At 69.0% G+C, this 20,328-nt stretch carries 13 protein-coding genes and 2 CRISPR repeat arrays; of the genes, 11 read left to right on the top strand and 2 right to left on the bottom strand.

Going from position 1 to position 20,328, the window contains the following annotated elements; genetic code table 11:
- From B073_RS41620 to cas2e, 11 genes are all read left to right on the top strand, one after another.
- Positions 1–987 (top strand): MFS transporter (locus B073_RS41620; protein WP_018541919.1); only part of this gene is annotated, 987 nt, incomplete at its 5' end.
- Between the two features lie 1,023 nt (positions 988–2,010).
- Positions 2,011–2,667 (top strand): hypothetical protein, encoded by a 657-nt coding sequence (locus tag B073_RS0130720; protein WP_018541920.1) that lies wholly within the window; start codon positions 2,011–2,013, stop codon positions 2,665–2,667.
- 17 nt (positions 2,668–2,684) lie between these two features.
- Positions 2,685–3,545, top strand: a complete 861-nt coding sequence (locus B073_RS0130725; RefSeq protein ID WP_018541921.1) for a TRM11 family SAM-dependent methyltransferase — start codon at positions 2,685–2,687, stop codon at positions 3,543–3,545.
- Positions 3,546–4,525: 980 nt separating this feature from the next.
- Positions 4,526–6,758: direct repeats of the CRISPR family, unit length 28 nt; unit sequence GGACAACCCCCGCGGGTGCGGGGACGAC.
- A gap of 91 nt (positions 6,759–6,849) precedes the next feature.
- A CRISPR array of direct repeats spans positions 6,850–7,670; the repeat unit is 28 nt; unit sequence GGACAACCCCCGCGGGTGCGGGGACGAC.
- A 146-nt stretch (positions 7,671–7,816) separates the two neighbouring features.
- Entirely contained in the window at positions 7,817–10,732 is a 2,916-nt protein-coding gene (locus B073_RS0130735; RefSeq protein ID WP_106732009.1) for a CRISPR-associated helicase/endonuclease Cas3, read from the top strand.
- 319 nt (positions 10,733–11,051) lie between these two features.
- Positions 11,052–12,734, top strand: coding sequence for a type I-E CRISPR-associated protein Cse1/CasA (casA, locus tag B073_RS41625; protein WP_063740921.1), 1,683 nt, complete (start codon positions 11,052–11,054; stop codon positions 12,732–12,734).
- Positions 12,731–13,873, top strand: coding sequence for a type I-E CRISPR-associated protein Cse2/CasB (casB, locus tag B073_RS0130745; protein WP_018541925.1), 1,143 nt, complete (start codon positions 12,731–12,733; stop codon positions 13,871–13,873). Before casA ends, casB begins: the two co-directional genes overlap by 4 nt.
- Before the next feature lie 106 nt (positions 13,874–13,979).
- Positions 13,980–15,140 carry a type I-E CRISPR-associated protein Cas7/Cse4/CasC gene (gene cas7e / locus B073_RS0130750; RefSeq protein ID WP_018541926.1) on the top strand — a complete coding sequence of 387 codons (1,161 nt, stop codon included), beginning with the start codon at positions 13,980–13,982 and terminating at the stop codon, positions 15,138–15,140.
- The gene (cas5e, locus tag B073_RS0130755) at positions 15,140–15,931 is read left to right on the top strand and encodes a type I-E CRISPR-associated protein Cas5/CasD (RefSeq protein WP_018541927.1); all 792 of its coding nucleotides are present in this window, start codon (positions 15,140–15,142) and stop codon (positions 15,929–15,931) included. Before cas7e ends, cas5e begins: the two co-directional genes overlap by 1 nt.
- A 5-nt stretch (positions 15,932–15,936) precedes the next feature.
- The gene (cas6e, locus tag B073_RS41630) at positions 15,937–16,734 is read left to right on the top strand and encodes a type I-E CRISPR-associated protein Cas6/Cse3/CasE (RefSeq protein ID WP_037813257.1); all 798 of its coding nucleotides are present in this window, start codon (positions 15,937–15,939) and stop codon (positions 16,732–16,734) included.
- Positions 16,727–17,713 (top strand): type I-E CRISPR-associated endonuclease Cas1e, encoded by a 987-nt coding sequence (gene cas1e / locus B073_RS0130775; protein ID WP_018541931.1) that lies wholly within the window; start codon positions 16,727–16,729, stop codon positions 17,711–17,713. The genes cas6e and cas1e overlap by 8 nt, the downstream gene beginning before the upstream one ends.
- Positions 17,710–18,039, top strand: a complete 330-nt coding sequence (gene cas2e, locus B073_RS0130780) for a type I-E CRISPR-associated endoribonuclease Cas2e (RefSeq protein ID WP_018541932.1) — start codon at positions 17,710–17,712, stop codon at positions 18,037–18,039. Before cas1e ends, cas2e begins: the two co-directional genes overlap by 4 nt.
- Before the next feature lie 243 nt (positions 18,040–18,282).
- Here the strand turns inward: cas2e and B073_RS0130785 are convergent, their stop codons facing one another.
- Together B073_RS0130785 and B073_RS46805 are read right to left on the bottom strand one after the other, a co-directional pair.
- The gene (locus B073_RS0130785) at positions 18,283–19,653 is read right to left on the bottom strand and encodes a recombinase family protein (RefSeq protein ID WP_018541933.1); all 1,371 of its coding nucleotides are present in this window, start codon (positions 19,651–19,653) and stop codon (positions 18,283–18,285) included.
- A 273-nt stretch (positions 19,654–19,926) separates the two neighbouring features.
- Positions 19,927–20,097: a hypothetical protein gene (locus B073_RS46805; protein ID WP_158690263.1), complete on the bottom strand. Its 171-nt coding sequence runs from the start codon at positions 20,095–20,097 to the stop codon at positions 19,927–19,929.
- Between the last annotated feature and the right edge of the window lie 231 nt (positions 20,098–20,328).

The raw sequence follows: 20,328 nt of genomic DNA on the forward strand, positions 1-20,328 counted from the left end.
GTCATGTCGCTCGCCAATGTCCTGGGCCCGGTGATGGGCGGCCTGCTCACCGAGGCCGACCTGTTCGGGCTGTCCTGGCGGCCGATCTTCCTGGTCAACGTGCCNGTCGGCCTCGCCGTGCTCCTCCTGGGACGCCGATTCATCCCCGAGTCGACCGTGAAGAAGGCCGCCCGGCTGGACCTGACCGGCATGCTGCTGTCCGCACTGGCCATCGTCCTGATCGTCTTCCCGCTCAGCGAGGNNCACCTCCATCACTGGCCGCTGTGGTGCTTCGCCNTGCTCGCCACCGGTCTCCTNGCNCTGGGCGTCTTCCTGCGCCACCAGCAGCGCAAGCAGAACAAGGCNCCCCTCGTGCCCCTGTCCCTCTTCCGGGGCAGGCAGTTCTCCGGTGGCACGGCCGCGCAGCTGATGCACGGCCTGCTGTGCGGGCTGTTCTTCATGACCTGGACCCTCTACCTCCAGCGCGGGCTGGGCATGAGCCCCTTCCACGCAGCCCTGGCCTTCGTACTGCTNTCCCTCGGAGAGCTGGCCGGCGCNACGATCGCGGCGAAGAGCGGCGGGCGCTTCGCCCGCCGCCTTCCCCAGNCCGGAGCCCTCATCGCNNCCGCTTCGATGGCCNCCTACGGACTCCAGGCCGACGCAGGCCAGGCAGACCTGACCCTGCTGGCGATGACCGCTCCGGTGGTACTGATCGGCTTCGGCCTCGGCATGGTCAGCGGCCCGCTNGCCGACCTGTCGCTGGCCCGCGTCCAGCACNAGGACGCCGGAGCCGCCTCCGGTNTNTTCAACACCGCCATCCACCTGGGCATCGCCCTCGGNACCGCGCTGACCGCCCTGGTGTTCTTCGCCACCACCGGCGGCTCGCCCGACGCCGGACTCAACCGCGACGCGTTCATCACCGTGCTGTGGTGGGTCGGCAGCCTCCTCGCCCTGATGTGGGCCCTGATGTTCTTCCTGCCCAAGCACACGAAGAACCGGGCCGACTAAGCCGGTTCCCCAAGGCGGCGGCACCTCCCCAGTGCCGCCGCCTCTCCCCATACACCTCACACGACCACGAGGGCTGAAATCTCAGGTCCAGGTTCAACAACGAGACCTCGTGACACCTACGAGCACTGACAGGAAGAGCGAACGAACCGAACCGCCGCCCGTCGAAAACGACAGGTAGGACTTCACAACCTCGATGCACGCCCCGAAGACACACTTTTCGCCTCGCTGATCACCCCCATACAGCGGCGCAGCCTGCGGCTGCACCAGACAGCAGCGGACCGTCGCCGCCGGCCACGACCGCGCCCGCGTGGAGACTCGGTGGCTGATCTCTTGCGGACACGACGGGAACCGGCTGTATGAGGAATGAGCTGACTGCAACTCAGTTCATGGACAGCTTGGGCCCATTTGCCGAAGCGTTCCCGCGTTCGCTGGCGGAGGAGTGCCGTGCGTTCCTGTGGCGCGAGGCCTGGATCGCCCCGGACCGCCCGGCCACCTCAGCCGAGCCCTCAGGCTCGGAGGCGCCATGGCCGAGCTGTTCCAGCGGGCGGCCACACCGAGCGCCCGCATCGCGCCGTCGACCAGCTCGTCAGCCGATCCGGTGGGCACCACGCATCGATCGGGACACACCTTCGCTATCCGCTTCCCGCACCCGCCCGCCCAGGTCTCGACGCCGGCTGACACATGGACACCGACCACACGCCGAAGACGAATCGGGCTATCTGCATTGCGCCATTCGATATCGAACAAAGGAAACTTTTCGTGCCGCCCCAGCCCGGCCGTCGGGTGGCGGAAGGGGAGGCTCGGCAGTGGCTCGCTGGTGGCTCGGCACTGGCTCGTTACGCGACTGAGCTGGGCAAATACCACCAGATGATCAGTCAGATCCATGTCGATGCAGGGGCAGGCTGCTGCCGCAGCAGCGCCTCGAACATTCCTGCCGTGGATGACAATTTCGGCCTGCCGTTTCTCTTTACTTCATGTCAGCACCAGACGGATTCGATCCCACTTTCCGGGCGCCACTCACCGATGCGCACCACTTCGCCCGTCACCTCGCACACCACCCGGCCTCGCGCCACCCGCCCCTTGCCGACCACCCTCTGGCTCCCCGCCCCCGACGAGCCGAAGACCACCCCCACCCCCGGCAGCGTCCTTCCCGAGTGGGCCATCGAGCGGGCCCGGACCGTGTTCACCACCCGCGTCGGTCAACGGCCCGCGCCCCTGCTGAAGCTTTCCGTAAGGGACACCGAGCCGGGCATGGACGCCCGCATCCCCGTCCTCACCTACACCGACGGCACCCCCAGCAGACTCTCTATGCTGCTGGCCGAACTCCACCCCGACGCTCTCCCTGACCCCACCAACATTCCGGCATGCGGCGGTGTGAGTGAGATGCCTGGCGCGATGGAGGAGGGCTGGTCGGGCTTCTTCCATCGCGCCCATCGGCTCCTGCCCGCCGACGGACTGCTTCTGCTGGCCACCCGTCAGCGGCGGGACGAGGGCATCCTCACCGACCCGCTCGGCTCTCTCATCGCCTGCGCCCGCACCGCCGGATTCCGCTATCTCCAGCACGTCATCGTCGCGCACGCCCACCCCTCCGACGACCGCCTCATCCCCACCCCGCCCGTCGACGCCAGCCCCGGGGTGGCGCACAGCGACCTGATCGCCCTCTCCGCCATCCACGCCTGAGCCAAGGAGAATCTCTCATGACGCGCTCCTCTTCGGTGTGGAACACCGCTCCCACCTCGGCCCCCGCCCAGCGCAAAGGCCGCTACGTTGCCGGCTCGGCGGCGCACCCGGCCAAGATGCACCCCGGCATCGCCGCCCACGCCATCACCACCTACACCCGCCCCGGTGACCTGGTTCTGGATCCGATGTGCGGCATCGGCACCACCCTCGTCGAAGCCCTCCACCTCGGCCGCAACGCCCTCGGCGTCGAATACGAACCCAAGTGGGCCACCCTCGCCTCGCTCAACGCCCGCTCTGCCGCACAAACAAGTGGCACGGGCACCGGAATCGTCCGCTGCGGCGACGCCCGCCACCTCACCGACCTCGCCCCCGCCGACGCCCGCGGCAAGGTGGCTCTCGTGGTCACCTCACCCCCGTACGGGCCCAGCGTCCACGGGCAGGTCCGCTCCTCCCGGGAGACCGGCGAACCCGGGGTAGTCAAGAAGGACTTCCGCTACGGCCACGACCGCGCCAACCTCGCCCACGTCTCCACCGCCCACCTCTTGGAGGCGTTCACCGAGATCCTCGCCCAGTGCCGCACCATGCTCCGCCCCGGCGGCACCGTCGTCGTCACCACCCGCCCCTGGCGCGAACGCGGCGAACTCATCGACCTGCCCTCCGCCGTCCTCGCCGCCGGCAAAGCAGCCGGCCTCACGCCATCCGAACGGTGCGTCGCCCTCCTCGCCGGCATCCGCAACAGCCGCCTGGTCACTCGCCCGTCGTTCTTCCAGATGAAGAACGTCCGCGACGCCCGCCGCGAAGGCCTCCCCCTCTCAGTGGTGCAGCACGAGGACGTTTTGATCTTCACCAGGTTCGCTCCTGGAACGACTCGCCGTTAAGCGCGGCCGAGTGTCGGTGGACTTCTCCACGGAGTCGATGTCCTCGCCGTGCAACTGAAAAGCGACGCCATGTTGCATGAGCACGCCGGGCAGGGCGACATCTCGTATCCCCTGCCCGGGGTAGTTCCAGTCGGCGACCTCCACCAGCATCGCATTGTGCGAGGGCACGATGGGCGCCCCGTCATCGTGGCCGATCTGGGGGACGTCTGCCTACAGGGCCGCGGCCGGCCATGAGCGTTCGCGACCACCGTCAAGCTGCGGCAGGTCGGCTTCACAGAGGTCATGGACACCGTGGCGGCTCGGAGGAGCTGAACGGCCACAAGATCCTGCCATTGTCGCCTGACGAACGCCAGGTTCCCGCCTGGTACCCACGGCGTCGGACGAGAACTCATCCTTCTTCGTCAAGAAGCAGTCAGCACCAACCGAGGAGCCAGGTACACGGGCGGCGGCGCTGCCCCAGGTGGCGGCGGTCCAGTGTCCGGCACGGGGGAGGCCAAGAGTGGGGCAGCGCGGAGGATCCGCTCGTAGAGAGGGCGGAGTTTCGGACCGGGGGTGATCCCGAGTTGCACCCAGGAAACCCGCAGGTACGGGGACAACTCGCACCCGTTCGGCCTCCGGCTCCGTGTCCCCCGCGGGTGCGGGGGCGACCTGCGGAGGCCGCGTACCGGGTGCTTGTGCTGATGACAACCACCGCCGGTGAGGGTACGGCGGTGAGTGCCCGGGAGAGTTCGTCGTGGTCCCAGAACAACCCCCGCGGGCGCCGGGACGACACCGACAGCACCGCGTGTCCGGCCGGGACGGAGGGACACCCTCCGCAGTTGCGGGGACGACGCACTCCTCACCCTTCTGCCTCGCACGCTCGGGATCAACTCTGGCGGGTGCGGGGACGACGCCGCCGAGCGCGCCGAGGAGGAAGGACGCGACGGACAACCCCCGGGGGGGACGACTGGACCGCGCGGCGGGTCAGCGTGTGCGGGTAGGGACACCCCCCGCGGGTGCGGAGACGACTGGCCACCGGCCGTGTTCCTGGTGGTCACCCCGGGACAACCTCCATGGGTGCGGGGACGACATGCAGCGGGCCACCACCCGCCCCGGGGCAACGGGACAACCTCCGCGGGTGCGGGGACGACCGAGCGCGAGGATGCTCACGTACGAGATGCGGCGGACAACCCTCGCGGGTGCGGGGACGACGGATTCGCGGAGGTAGACCCACCAGGCGGGGGCGGAAAACCCCCGCGGGTGCGGGGACGACCGCGCCGCAGGCTCGCTCGGCAACGGCCCGCTGGGACAACCCCCGCGGGTGCGGGGACGACGAGGTTCAGGACATCCGTATGTCCGGGAGGGAGGGACAACCCCCGCGGGTGCGGGGACGACACACCTATCACGACTGGCACAAGCACGCCACGGTCGGACAACCCCCGCGGGTGCGGGGACGACGGATCCGGCGCGGCGGTCTAACGGTCGGTGGCCGGACAACCCCCGCGGGTGCGGGGACGACGGGGACGGAGAGGGCGAGGGTGGACCAGCTGCGGGACAACCCCCGCGGGTGCGGGGACGACACCGAGACCGGTAAGCCGCTGACCGTGCGTCAGGGACAACCCCCGCGGGTGCGGGGACGACAGGCGGGGTGACCCGCCGCGGCTACACGTCGACGGACAACCCCCGCGGGTGCGGGGACGACGCGGATGCGGCAGCGGCATCTGAGAATGCCACGGGACAACCCCCGCGGGTGCGGGGACGACGCGCCGAAGGGCTGCTTGGGAGTCCAGCAGATCGGACAACCCCCGCGGGTGCGGGGACGACAGGCGGTCGACGAGTGCGGACACGGCGGGCTCCGGACAACCCCCGCGGGTGCGGGGACGACAAAGTAGTGCAACTCCGCACGTGACCAGCCAAGGGACAACCCCCGCGGGTGCGGGGACGACACCCCCGCTCTCAAAACGCGAAGTGATGTGGTGGGACAACCCCCGCGGGTGCGGGGACGACGACAGGACGCCGATGGCGTCCCGGATCGTCTGCGGACAACCCCCGCGGGTGCGGGGACGACGACAGGACGCCGATGGCGTCCCGGATCGTCTGCGGACAACCCCCGCGGGTGCGGGGACGACTGGGGCTGCCGACCTGTGGGGAACGTCGGATGCGGACAACCCCCGCGGGTGCGGGGACGACCGCGCGTACGACCTGCGGGAGGCCGCCGGAACCGGACAACCCCCGCGGGTGCGGGGACGACGCTGAAGTCGCGGCGACGTTTGGCCTCGGTGGCGGACAACCCCCGCGGGTGCGGGGACGACCTCGTCCTCGTCGGCCCGCCGACCGTCGAGTTCGGACAACCCCCGCGGGTGCGGGGACGACGGGGGCGGTGGCGCGGACGATGTCCTCGCGCTGGGACAACCCCCGCGGGTGCGGGGACGACCCTGGGCCACAAGGAGTTGCCGGCCCAGACGAGGGGACAACCCCCGCGGGTGCGGGGACGACCCCATCGTCCCCGGCTGCATCGGGCCGGGGACGGGACAACCCCCGCGGGTGCGGGGACGACTCTGGGTCCACAGGCTCAACGGCCCTCCCCGGCGGACAACCCCCGCGGGTGCGGGGACGACACCGTTCTCAGCGACGCGACGACGCTGGCGTACGGACAACCCCCGCGGGTGCGGGGACGACCTCGACAAGGGCATGCTGGTCACCGCAGACCGCGGACAACCCCCGCGGGTGCGGGGACGACTGAGGCCATGGCGCTTACGAGGTGCTGTAGCGGGGACAACCCCCGCGGGTGCGGGGACGGCTTGGGGTCGATGTCGAACAGCTCGGCCAGTAGCGGACAACCCCCGCGGGTGCGGGGACGACCTGGTGGGGAAAGGTCCGCCGGTGGTCCGGCGCAGGACAACCCCCGCGGGTGCGGGGACGACTTTGACCGGCCGGGCCGGGCAGTGCAGGTCAGACGTGGAGGACAACCCCCGCGGGTGCGGGGACGACGTGCTGTTACGTGACGGAGCCTGTTCTGCGGGAGGACAACCCCCGCGGGTGCGGGGACGACCTCTCACAAAATCCGAGGGAGACGTATGAAGTAGGACAACCCCCGCGGGTGCGGGGACGACGCCGAAAACGGGTGGAACCTCCACCTGACCCGGACAACCCCCGCGGGTGCGGGGACGACGCGCTCGGGTGGAACAGCATGAAGCGCACGGGAGGACAACCCCCGCGGGTGCGGGGACGACGCGTCCATGTCCGGGTCGAGGGCGTGGAGTGCGGGACAACCCGCGGGTGCGGGGACGACGACAACGGCATGTCAATGGAGCATCCATCTACGGGACAACCCCCGCGGGTGCGGGGACGACTATGTGCCCGGGAAGGGGGAAGTGCAGTGTCGAGGACAACCCCCGCGGGTGCGGGGACGACCTTCGCCGCGGAAGTGGATGACACCGTGGCGGGGGACAACCCCCGCGGGTGCGGGGACGACCCTGACTCGCTACGCCAACCACTGGGCATTCTAGGACAACCCCCGCGGGTGCGGGGACGACAAGTGGTGTCCCTCGACGTGCTCCGTCGGGTGGGGACAACCCCCGCGGGTGCGGGGACGACGGCCCGCTGCCCACGTTCGCCCGGCGCGACGGCGGACAACCCCCGCGGGTGCGGGGACGACCTCATTGCCGCGACCGCTCGGCACCGCGGCGACGGACAACCCCCGCGGGTGCGGGGACGACGACAAGCAGGCTGTGCTCGTCTTCGGCGAGGACGGACAACCCCCGCGGGTGCGGGGACGACCGAAGGCACCGGTGGCGGTGAGCGCCACGGCGGGGACAACCCCCGCGGGTGCGGGGACGACTCTCCCGGGCGGCCCGCCAGGCGCGTTCCTCGGGGACAACCCCCGCGGGTGCGGGGACGACGACCCGCGTCCCCTAGAGGGGACAGCAGTTCAGGGACAACCCCCGCGGGTGCGGGGACGACGGATCCGTGCTCGACCCAGGCCAGCAGGCCCAGGGACAACCCCCGCGGGTGCGGGGACGACTGGACGTGCGAAAGGAGCTCACCACACATGGGCGGACAACCCCCGCGGGTGCGGGGACGACCCAGCCTGCACTGCACTACCTCTGTTCGTGCACGGACAACCCCCGCGGGTGCGGGGACGACACTTCTTGACCTGCGCGGATGCTATCGCTGGGGCCGGTTTTCATTCAGCAGGATCGGCGGTCGGGGCATGTGGTCCAGGGCCATTGTCAGTGGGCGGGTCTATGGTGCGGGTCCACTGTACGGAGAGGACTGCGCTGGTGGAGCACATGCGGTCGATTGCCGACCTGATGCGGGAGATGGGACTGTCGGAGGAGACCGTTGCCAGGGTGTCGCGGTTATGGGGGAAGTCCGCGGCGCGGAACGGGGGACGGACCCACCTGCTACTCGGGCACTTGCTGGACACCGCCGCCGTGGCGGAGGTGATGTGGGAGCGGTATCTGTCGGTCGCGATGCGGCGCCGGCTGGAGGAGGTCAGTGGCGGACGTGGGCGTCTGTGGTTCATGTGGATCTGTGGGATTCACGACTGCGGAAAGGCGTGTCCTGCTTTTCAGGCGCTGGACGATGCGGAGGCCGCCCCGGTCAGGGCAGCGGGTCTGGTGTGGGGGAGGTTGCCGGCGGACCGGCGGCAGCGGTGGCGGCATGACGTGGCGGGCGCCGCGTTGTTGCGGCCGAGATTGGTCGCGGAGTGGGGGAGCTCGCAGAGCGCGGCATGGGTGTGGCCGTTGGTGGCTGGCCATCACGGGACGTTCCCGTCCGTCCAGGGGCTGAAGCCGAAACATCGGGAAGTCCAGGGGCGCGGAGCCGCGTGGGAGGAGGCGCAGAGGGCGGTCGTAGACGTGTTCACCCGGGCCATCGGTTTTGCGGATCTGGCCGATGCCCGGCCCGTGGGCGTCTTGTCCAGGGCGGAGCAACTGGGGCTGTCCGGGCTGATCGTGATGGCGGACTGGATCGCCAGTGACAGCGAGCAGTTCGAGGGGATCGCGGATGCGCGGGCGGTGTCTCTCGACTTGGCTCGCGAGAGGGCTGAGGCGGCGTGGCAGCGGCTCGGTCTGCGAGGCGGATGGAACGAACTCACCATTCCCGACGATCGGCTTGCTCCTTTGACCGGGCGGCTGAGAGTCGTCCCGAGGGCCTCGCAGCGGGAACTGGTCGAGCGGGCGTGGTCGATGCCGGCGCCGGGGCTGATGGTGGCTGAGGCTCCCATGGGGGAGGGCAAGACGAAGGCCGCTCTGGCGGCGGCCGAGGTGCTGGCAGCCCGGTTCGGGCTGGACGGTGTCTTCGTCGCTATGCCGACGCAGGCGACATGTGACCCGATGTACGAGCAGGTGCTGGAGTGGGTGCGCTCGTTCGACCCAGACCTGGAGGCTCAGGTCGCCCTGCTACACGGTAAGCGCCGCTTCAACCCGACGTGGCGGGAGATTTGGGAAAGCAAGCGGGTAGGCGCGGTTGGAGAATCCGGCTGGGGTGACGAGTCGGCAGCCTTGGATCCGTTCGACGTCTATGGGGCGACCGAGGAGGATGCCGAGTACGGCATGTCTTCCTGGGCATCAGACGAAAGCTGCGGAGTGCAGGAGGGGCGTGACGGCCCGGCCCGGTGGTTCCTGGGGAACAAGCGGGGTCTTTTGACGGCGTTTGCTGTCGGCACCGTGGATCACCTCTTGCACGCGGCGACCCGCACGCGGCACGTGATGCTGCGCTTCGCCGGCCTGGTCGGCAAGGTCGTGGTGGTGGACGAGGTGCACGCCGCGGACGTCTATATGCGGCAGTTCCTCCTGGAGGCGCTGCGCTGGCTCGGGCAGGCCAAGGTCCCGGTGGTCCTGCTCTCGGCGACACTTCCGCCGGCGCAGCGGCAGGCATGCGTCGATGCATACCTGACGGGTGCGATGAGCGCGGCGGACGTGGTCTGCCCGGTGCCAGAGCCAGCCGGTTACCCGTGTGTCACCGTGGCCTATTCCCTCAACGGGGCTTCCATCGCGGAGAGTTCCCGTGAAGTGGTCCCGTCGTGGCGTGCGTCGACATCGATACGGATCGACTGGTTGCCCGATGTCGCCCAGGACGGGGAGCTGCTCGCCTCGACGGTGAGGGAAGAGGTTGCCGACGGCGGGGTAGCGCTGGTGGTGGTGAATCAGGTCGACCGTGCCCAGGCCATGTACCGAGCCTTGACGAAGGCCGGGTTCGAGGGGCAGGTGCGGCTGCTGCACGGTCGGCTGTGCTCGGCCCACCGGGCGGAGCGAACCGAGGAGTGCCTGCGGCTACTGGGGCCAGGGGCCAAGCGGGAGCGACCTGACCGGATGGTGGTGATCGCCACACAGCTTGCCGAGCAGTCCTTCGATGTGGATGCGGATCTGCTCATCACAGACCTTGCCCCCGTCGACCTGCTGCTGCAGCGCATCGGGCGCCTCCACCGGCACAGTGGCACCCGCAGATCATCCGCGTTCGCCGAACCGCGTGTTCTGGTGACGGGTGTGGTGGCCGGCGAGAGAGGACGTCCGCGCTTCCTGCCCGCGTCCAAGGCGATCTATGGGGAGTGGGCGCTGCTCAGGGCGGCCGCCCTGGTCGCTGAAGCCGCGGGGCCGCTGAGCGGAGAAATACGGCAGAAGGACGGATGGAGCATTCCGGCCGATGTGCCGGGTCTGGTTGCCAGGGCCTACGAGGAGGCGGAGGTCTGCCCACCGGACTGGGACGAGGCCGCAGCTCGCGAGGAGCGGCAGGCAAAGGAGCAGCAGCGGGAGAAGAGCGCGGAGGGATTCCTGTTGACCCGCCCCCGGGAGTGGGGGGCGTCAACGTTGGAGGGGCTCCACTACGGGGGCATTTCGGTGGCATCTGAAGAGGACCTCGACGCCGTGGTGCGGGACGGGAAGCGGTCGGTAGAGGCCGTGATCGTCAGGCGCTCGGCCAGCGGGTACCGGGCGATCGACGGGACCTGGATCGGTGTGCACGGTGAGGTGGACGACGAAACCGTGATCGGCCGGCTTCTGGGCGGCACCGTGCGGCTGCCTTCACGGCTGACGGAGGCTGCGGAGGCAGAGGAGACAGGCTTGGTTCCGTTGCCTGGGTGGGTCGTTCATCCCTGGCTCCGGTACGCGCCGGCGCTTGTACTGGAGGAAGACGGGACGGCCGTGCTGGGCAAGGACAGGGTCTCCTACGACGACGTTCTGGGATTGGTCGTCGAACGAGGTTGAACGGCGCGTGGAGCCGGGCCCGGAGTCCTCTCACCCCGCGGTGCGGGGACGACGTGAAGCACTAAGCGGGAACACCCCCGAACTCGGGGAGGGGCAGCTCCGTGCGCCGCCGGGCAGGGTACAGGGTCGCCGTTCGCGCCGGCTGGGGGGCGTGCGGGCCGTGCGGATGCGCCGGTTCTGTTGTAAGCATTAAGCGTTGTGTGGAAGCCTTATTGCGATCGGGCGGGTACATCAACTTCCCTGATGGAAAGGTGAGTTGGTCTGCCTTCCTGCGCGTCTGGGGAGATGCGCGCATGATTCACGGAGGGGGGGAACCACGATGGACGCCGACGGAGATCTCGTTCACGGCGATTGGCTCGCCACAGTCGACGCCGACGGAGCAGTCCGCACTGCCGGCTTATTCGCCACGCTGAGGGACGCGCACACGGTCCGGAGGCTGGAGTCGCCGGTGTCGACGATGCTGCCCGCATTGCTACGACAGATGCTTTTACCGGTGGTGATTGATGCCATTGGCGTGCCGCGCTCGCGGCAGGAGTGGGCGGAGCGGTTCGATCGCGGCCGTTTCTCGGACGCCGAGGTGGCGCGGCTGACCGACTACCTTGGGGGCCGCTATGGCGACCGTTTCCGGCTCTTCGACGACAAGCGCCCGTTTGCGCAGGTCGCCTGCCTGGAAGCGCTCAATGGAGAGACGAAGTCGGCCGCGCAGCTCGTGCCGTCGATCGCCTCTGGCAACAACGTGCCGTTGTTCAGTGCGGTTTCCGAGGGTGATGAGTTCCTGTTGACGCCTGGCCAGGCGCTGCTGTGGTTGCTCCATGCACACTGCTGGGACACGGCTTCCATCAAGACCGGAGCCGTCGGTGATCCGCAGGCGAAGAACGGCAAGACCACTGGAAACCTGACGGGGCAGCTCGGCCAGCTCGGGGTGACCATCCCGGTGGGCCGGAGCTTATTCGAGACGTTGATGCTGAACACACCGATCGTACCCGACGGCCTGGGCCCGACGGACCGCCCCCAGTGGGCGTGGGACGAGCGACCGGCATCGCTCGGCTGGAAGTCACCGGCCAGTCCCCGGTGGTCGCCGCGCCCGGCCGGCGGACTGTTGGACCTGCTCACCTTCCAGGCCCGCCGCATCCGACTGATCCCGTGCGAGACGCAGCGGGAGCCGCGTGTGCATCGAGCGATCGTCTCCGCCGGCGACCGCCTCGCCCAGACTCCGGAATGGGACCCGCACACAGCTTGGTCCCACACCGCCAAACCGAAGGCAGGCCAGCCTCGGCGGCGCCCGCGCCGTCATGCCTCCGGGCGTTCGGCTTGGCAAGGACTCAGCACGCTGCTTGCACTGGCCCTGCCCATCGAAGGCGACGGACCGTACACCTCCGTCCTCCTGCGTCAGGCCGGTGATCTGCGTGCCGAAGACGTCCTGCCCGCCGACTACCCGCTCGGCGTGGAGATCTGCGGACTCGAATACGGCACTCAGTCCTCCGTGGTTGAAAACGCTGTCGGTGACAGCCTGCCGCTCCCGGTGGCTTCCCTGCTCGCCGAGGACGACTGGCTGCGCGCCGCCATCCTGGAATGCGTCAGCCAGGCCGACCAGGTCGGCCGCGCACTGGACAACCTCAACAACGATCTCCGGCGTGCCTCCGGCGGAGATCCACTGCCACGAGACAAGGGCCAGCGCCCTTCCTCCCCCTTCCTGCACAGCCTCGACGGAACGATGCGCCGGCTGCTCGCCGGGCTGCGCACCGTCGGTGAGGACGACGATCTGCTGGAGCGAGCCCAGGTGGCCTGGGAGCTGTCGGTGCGGGCCGCAGCCGTCGCGGAGGCCGAAGCGCTCCTTGCTGCCGCGCCGCCGCGTGCGGTGGTGGGACGTGTTGAGAAGCGCAACGGCAAAGAGGTCGTGTACCGCAGCGGCAAGGCCGCCGGCATCTTCTACAAGAAGCTCGCCGAGATCCTGCCCCGGCTCCCCGGGAGTGGCTCGGACAACGGGGAGGCGGCGGCATGAGCACCGCAACCGGCAGGACCCGCAGTGGCCTGCCCGCCTACTTCTGGGACGAGGTCGCAGCCGACTGGCACGCACGTATGACGGAAGGCCGCCCCGGATTCTCGGAGCATGTCACACGGAAGCTGCGCGGCTTACGTGACGGCATCATCGGCGAGCCGGGTACCGTCCCCGCCATGCGGGACACCCACCGGGTGCGGCTGACGGACGCAGCACGGGACTCGGACCGTCTGCCTGACCTCTACGTTGCCGAGCACGCCGCACTCACCCTCTTCGGCCGGCACCAGCAAGCAGCTGTCGAACCCGCACATTGCCCGAGGGCCGGCCTGGGCACGGCCTGCCGGAAACTGTGCAGCGCCGAAGCGTTTTCGGCAAGTGCTGTGGAGCAGCGGCTGATTGCGGCGGCCACCGCACAGGACCTCGGTGAGCTTGTCCAGCACCTGCACCGACTCGTCCCGCTGTTGGGGCAGGAGGGCATCGGCCTCGACTACACCCGGCTGATGTACGACCTTGCCGCCTGGGAGAGCCCGGGCCGAGACCGGGTCCTGCGGTCCTGGGGGCTGCAGTACATCGCACCACCCGCTACCGATGACGACGCGCATGCCGCCCCGTACTGGACCTGCTTCGCACCCGACGAGATGGACAACGGCGCACAGCTCGCCGCCCTGAGGTCCGGCACAGGCCGCGAGGCCGGTACCGTCCCCGCGATGTGGCCGTACTACCGAACCCGCATGTCCTGCGACCTGCGTGAACAGGGCGCCCTCACCAGGGACCTGATCGCTGAGCACGCCGCACTCACCCTCTTCGGGCGACACCAACAGGGTCGCAGACGGACGATGCACGTCCCCGGTAACACCCCCGGCACCGCCGCGCGCCTGCTGCTGGCAAAGACCGTCAACGGAGAGGCAGCACTGGAACGCCGGTTCGGCGCCCTCCTCACCTCGATCGACAGTGGCGAGCTCGCGATGCACTTGCGGGGCTTGGTCACCCTGCTCTCCCGGGCCGAAATCGGACTCGACTACAGCATCCTGCGCACCGCTCTGCGGACGTGGGACGACCCCAAGCGACCGAACGCCCAGGGCCGTTTTCGTGACCGCTGGGACTACGACTTCCGCGTCGCGCCCACGGTCAAGAACTCCTGACGCCCGCGCCGGACAGCCGTTTCCTCGTCCGGCGCCGCATCACCTGCCTCTTATCCAGCTCCGTGTCGCCGCACGGCGACGCCTCATGTCACCGAGGAGCCCGTTCATGACTCAGCCCACCCTGTTCGTCGAGGTCCACATCCTGCAGAGTCTGCCCCCCTCCAATGCCAACCGGGACGACTCCGGGACTCCGAAGCAGGCGCTCTACGGCGGCGCCCGCCGTGCCCGGGTCTCCTCCCAGGCATGGAAGCGGGCCACCCGCACAGAGTTCGCCAAGGCTGTCGAGCCGACCGACCGCGCGACGCGGACCAAGCGGATCGCCGCGCTGCTCGCCGAGCGGCTCACCGCACCGGTCGCCGAGGGGGGTGCGGGCCTCGAAGTCGCCCAGGCCGACCGTCTGACCGCTGCCCTGTTGGAGCCCCTTGGGATCACCAAGTCGTCCAAGAAGGAGGAACAGTCGGCCTACCTCCTCTTCTTCGGCAAGCGCCAGCTCGATGAGATCGTCAAGTTGCTTGGCGGCCGCGCCGCGGAACTCGTCGCCCTGTCCGACGCAGACCTCAAGGCAGCGGTCGGCAAACTCCCGGTGGTCGCCACCCTCTCGACCGGTCACCCGGCGGAGGTCGCGCTCTTCGGTCGCATGGTCGCCGACCTGCCCACCCTCAACGTGGACGCCGCGGTCCAGGTCGCACATGCCCTCTCCACCCATGCCGTGCGCACGGAATTCGACTACTACACCGCGGTGGACGATGAGAACACCGAGGACCACGGCGCGGGCATGATCGGTACCGTCGAGTTCAACTCCTCCACTCTTTACCGCTACGCGGTCCTCGGCGTACACCAGCTGCGCGACAACCTCAGCTCCGCCCAGGACACGCGCGAGACCGCCATCCGGTTCGTCGACGCCTTCACCCGTTCCATGCCCACCGGTCACCAGAACTCCTTCGCCCACCGCACCCTGCCTCACCTGGTGCTCCTCACCCTCCGCACGGACCAGCCGGTGAATCTGGTCTCCGCATTTGAGGAGCCGGTCGTGGGCGTTACCGGCCTGGCGGCCGAGTCCGCCGTGCGGCTGGCCGACGAGCTGAAGGCCGTAAGCGCCACCTGGGGCGCCGAACCGGTCAGCACGCTGGCCGCCTACAACGTCGAGGCGGACAAGCTCACCGAGGTCTTCGGCCCGTCCACCACTTTCCCGACACTGCTCGACTCCCTCGGTGAGCTGGTCGGGCAATGGCTCGCCGACAGCGAGACCACCAAGGCCGGTGCCTGATGACCGACCACGCCGTCCTCATCCTCAGGCTGGCCGCGCCACTGCAGTCCTGGGGCGGTCCGTCCCGCTACAACCGGCGCGAGACCCGGCCTCAACCCACCAAGTCCGGCGTCCTCGGTCTCCTCGCGGCCGCCGAGGGCCGCGCCCGCGAAGCCTCGATCACCGACCTCCTCGACCTTCGGCTCGGCGTACGCGTCGACCAGCCAGGCTCCCTGCTGCGCGACTACCACACCTACAGCGACCACCGCGGCATACCGCTGCCCTCCGCCAAAGTGAACGCCAAGGGCGTGCAGACCAAGACCAGCCCACCCAAGTACACCGGCGTGACCCAGCGCTTCTACCTCCAAGACGCCGTCTTCGTCGCCGTCCTGCGCGGACCGGCACCCCTTCTGGCGCGCCTGGAGCACGCGGTACGCCACCCCGTCTACTCGCTTTCCCTCGGTCGTCGCTCCTGCCCACCCACCGGACCGGTCAGCCTCGGGCTGCAGGCCGACGCCGAACTCCCGGATGCGCTGGCAGCCGTACCGTGGCAGGCATCCGCCCACCGCCGCAGCCAAGTTCGCGCGACGGAGGTGACGCTGGAGGCCACAGTTGAGGATCTTGCCGGCGACCAGCTCGCCGTCGATGTCCCCGACACCTATGACCTCAAGACCGGCACCCTCTTCGGCCGACGCGCTGTCCGGCACCTGTGGGTCACCCTCCCCACCGGTCGGCAAGCAGCAGAACCGGCTGAGGGGGAATCCCCTCCGGCCAACCCCGGCCACGACCCGTTCGCCCTGCTGGGCTGGTGACCTTGATGCCCTACCTGTCGAAAATCGCCCTGAACCCTCGCCGCCGCAAAGCGGTCTCCCTGCTGTCCAACCCCCAGCGCCTGCACGCGGCGATCCTCGCCGGCCTCGCCGTGCAGCCCGTCACCGAGCGCGTCCTGTGGCGGACGGAGAGCAACACCCCCCATCGCGCAGAAATCCTCATCCTCACCGAAAGTCGGCCCTCCTGGCAGCACCTCGTGGACGAAGCCGGCTGGCCCGGAGCCGACGGCGGCGAACCGCTCATCGCCGACTACACACCTCTACTCGAACGCATCGCACTCGGCAGGGAGTTCGGCTTTCGCCTGACGGCCAACCCTGTCCAGAGCGTGCCGCGTCCCACAAAGCCGAGCGAGCAGCAAAACGCCCGCCTCAAAGCCCACACAGAACAACCCCACGCAGCTGACCGCCGCCCACGCGGCTTCCGCGTGGCCCACCGAACCGCAGCTCAACAACTCCACTGGCTCCTCACCCGAGCCGAACGCCACGGCTTCACCGTCCCCGAGACTTCTTTCGACGCGCCAGCCCCAGGACTCAAGACGGATGGCTCCCTTGCTGCCGGATCTGCCGTGACGATCGTCAGCCGAGACATCCTGCGTTTCAACAAGCACCGCAATGGGCCGCGGATCACTCTCTCGACGGCCACCTTCGAAGGGCGACTGAGAGTCACTGACCCCGACGCGCTGCGCGCGGCGCTGCTGGGAGGCATCGGGCCGGCCAAGGGATACGGGCAGGGCCTGCTCACCCTGGCCCCGGTAAAGGCACAGGCGGTGGTGACCAGTGCGTGAGCCGTGGTGGCGGGCCGGCCCGCAGAAAGTGCACCGGCTGGAGGACCGCGTCTCCAGTCTGTACGTCGAGCGCTGCCGTATCGACCGCGACGACAACGCCGTCGTCCTGGTCAACAAAGCGCGAGTGGTACACGTCCCAGCGGCCTGGCTCGCCGTCCTCCTCATCGGCCCCGGAAGCCGCATCACTCACGCAGCCGTCACGCTGCTCGCCGACTCCGGCACCTCCCTGTGCTGGGTCGGCGAGCATGGCGTCCGTCTTTACGCTTCAGGCCACGGCGTCGCGCGCGGCTCCCAACTCCAGCTCCGGCAGGCATGGCTCGTCACCCGCCCCAAGGAACGCGTCGCGGTCGCCCGCCGCATGTACGACATGCGCTTCCCCCACGAAGACACCTCCGGCCTCACGCTCCAGCAACTACGAGGACGGGAAGGCACACGCATCCGCCGGCTCTACGCCCAGCACTCCCAACGCACCGGAGTGCCCTGGACCAAGCGGGAATACAAAACCGGAGACGCCTTCGCAGAAGGCGACGACGTCAACCGACTCCTGTCCGCGGCGAACTCCGCTCTGTACGGGATCTGTCACGCCGTTATCACGGGCATCGGCGCCAGCCCGGCCCTCGGCTTCGTCCACACGGGCTCCGCACTGTCCTTCGTCCTGGACGTCGCCGACCTCTACAAGGCTGAGTTCACCATCCCGCTAGCCTTCGACCTTGCCGCCAGAGGACTGACCTCGGAGCGCGACGCCCGCACGGCTCTCCGCGATGCCGTGGTCCAGGGCAAGCTGCTGCCCCGCATTGTCGCAGATGTCAAGGACCTCTTGGTCCCGGAAGGCGCCACGCTACTGGAGGAAGACCTGGGAGGACTGTGGGACGAGAAAGACGGCGTCGTCAGCGGCGGCCGCAACTGGGATCCGGACCCCTTCGACCCTGACAGCCACCTTGACGTCATCCCAGACCCGGGCGGGAGCACGGCCCCATGAGCGCCCCCACCACGGTCGTGGTCCTCATCGCCGCCCCACCCGGGCTCCGGGGCCACCTCACCCGCTGGTTCATCGAAGTCGCCCCAGGCGTCTTCGTTGGAAGCCCCAACACGCGTATCCGTGACGGGCTGTGGAAAATCCTGGCAGACCGCATCTGCGACGGCCAGGCAGTCATGATCGAGCCTGCCCGGACCGAACAAGGCTGGACAGTCCGCACAGCCGGCCAAGACCGTTGGGCCCCCACCGACTTCGACGGACTCACCCTTATGTCCAGGCCGAGGGGGAATGCTGGGCTCGCAACTCCTGGATTCACCAAGTCTGATTGAGGGAATGCTTTGCCGTGACTGGCGCTGTAGTTTCATGAGGAAAGCTCGATTTCGCCGGTGGCCCACGGCTGGTTGGTGAATGGTGCAACTCGGACCTCGGACACACCTATCGCACATGGTGCCCGCTTCGCGGGCAGGCGCAACCGGCACCCGCCTCGAGCTTCCGCCTGGGAGCGGGTGCTTGTTGTTTCAGTGCCTCCTTCTCCCCTCCCTCCGGTTTCTCGTGCGCGTTGCTGGCCGTGTTCAGCCGATGGTGATCCTTTCTGCTCGCTGGGTATCGGCGGCCAGTGCCCTGGTCGCTGGGTCGAAGGTCAGCGTGAGTGCCTTGGCCTGGAGGTACCCGACAGCATCGGCTTCGGTTGGGGGTGGGGTGCTGCTGCCTGGTTGCGGGAGCTTTCCGTCCACGGCGGTGGCTGTGAGCCGGATGAGCAGGGCGGGCAGGTGCGGCAGTATGTGGTCCTCGCGCACATACGCATTCCGCGGCCGGCCAAGGTCGGGCGGGGTGGCGCTGGTGTGTCCGTGGCGGCAGCGGTAGGCGGGTCGGTGGTTCGACCAGCAGGATTCCATCCGTCGGTCGCACACCCCGCAGCGCAGCAGTCCCGCCAGAAGATAGGTCCGGCCCGGGGTCGTCTCCCTGGCCGCTCGAATGTGCTGCACGGCGACGAAGTCGGCCTCGCTGACCAGCGCCGGATGCGCGGGCTTGGTGGAGATGACCCAGTCCTCGAGGGCGTTCCAGCGCATCACGTCACGATGCCCCAGGCTGGTGTTGTCCGGATCGAGAAGCTCGTGGTCGGTGCGCTGGCGGTTCCACACCTGCCGGCCGGTGTAGCGGGGATTGCCGAGGATGGCCCGTACCGAGGTCAGGCTCCACCTCTGACCCGAGAGGTGCGGATTGCGTTCAGGGTCGGCCGCGGAAGGGCAGGGCACGCCCGCGTCGTTCAAGGCCCGGGTGATGCGGGCGACACTGTGTCGGGCCAGCCGCTGGGAGAAGATCCATCTGACGATCCGGCCGCACTCCGCATCGATGTCCAGGCGCTGGATCCGGACCCCGCGGCGGGCAAAGGAGCGGTTCGGGTGCGGGCCAGCATCCACCAGCCGGTATCCGTACAGTGGACGCCCGCCCAGATAGCGGCCCTGGTCGCGGGCCTGCACGGTCATCGCGCTGCGCACCCGGATCTGGGCGCGGGCGATCTCCCGCTTGGAGAGAATCCCCAGGAGGATCATCAGTTCCTCGTGGCCGACGAGGGCAGGGTCGATGGCTCCGCCCAGCTCCGGCACCCACAGCGCTATGCCGTAGTGCGCGAAGAGCGGCGCCATCGTCGCGAACTGGTTGCCATAGAAGGCACGCTCACAAGAGCCGATGACGATCGCATCGAAATCCCGGTCGGGATCGGCCATCGCCGCGAGCAAGGCAGCCGCTTGCGGGCGGCGCGACCAGGGCAGCACCCTGCTGTAACCGATGTCAAAGAACTCCGCTACCACCCGCCCGTACCCGGACGTCACCGCCTGCGCCTGCCGCAGCTGCCAGGCCCGCGAAGTAGCGGGATCCTGGTGGTCTTCGGTGGAGACCCGGCCGTAGAACACGAACCGCAGTCCCGCGGGCGCCTGCATCATCGTCGCGGATCGTGATCGGCCATGCTCGCGAGCCCAACCCGCCAGCGGACTCTACGCAACCGTGGTGCTGGGCGTGGGGCGGGTAGGCGAAGCCTTCAACGGCATGTTCGCCACCTCCCTGCATGGTTCGCCATCCGGTCCGCGTCTAGGGGATGATTTGCAACAGCCGTAATTTCAACCGCCGTACGCTCCTTCTGTTGATACCCAGTAGATGAGGGAGCACCACCAGCGCATAGGCGCACAATGGCCGGGGCAAGCACGACAGGGGCAAGGTCAGACCCCGACCGTTGGTAGTCCTTCTCCGGCGTGATACGCGGCGACCGGGGAGTAGCGGACCGTCAGGTCGAGCGGGCCGATGTTTGCCGCGCTGGGCCGCTCGCGTTCGCGGAGGAGGCTGCGTCGAAGGTTGTCCTGGCCGACCAGGGCCAGCCTGCGGCCCGGCACAGGAGCTATTTGATCAGTGCTGTGTCGACCCGGTCCGTTGGCCCGGATCCCGACAGCGCGGCCGGCGGGGCCCCAGGCGGAAGATCCGCGCGGCGACGCATGCCTGGCCGGTGATGTACTCCTCGCGTCTGAACTCTGTCCCCTCCTTGCGACGGTGGTCAACAGGATCGGCGGATTCCGATGGATCACGACTCGTGGAGCATGGACCTTTGACAGCGGTACCGGGCGGCC

Origin of the sequence: Streptomyces sp. MspMP-M5 (assembly GCF_000373585.1) — a bacterium.
Lineage (GTDB): Bacteria > Actinomycetota > Actinomycetes > Streptomycetales > Streptomycetaceae > Streptomyces.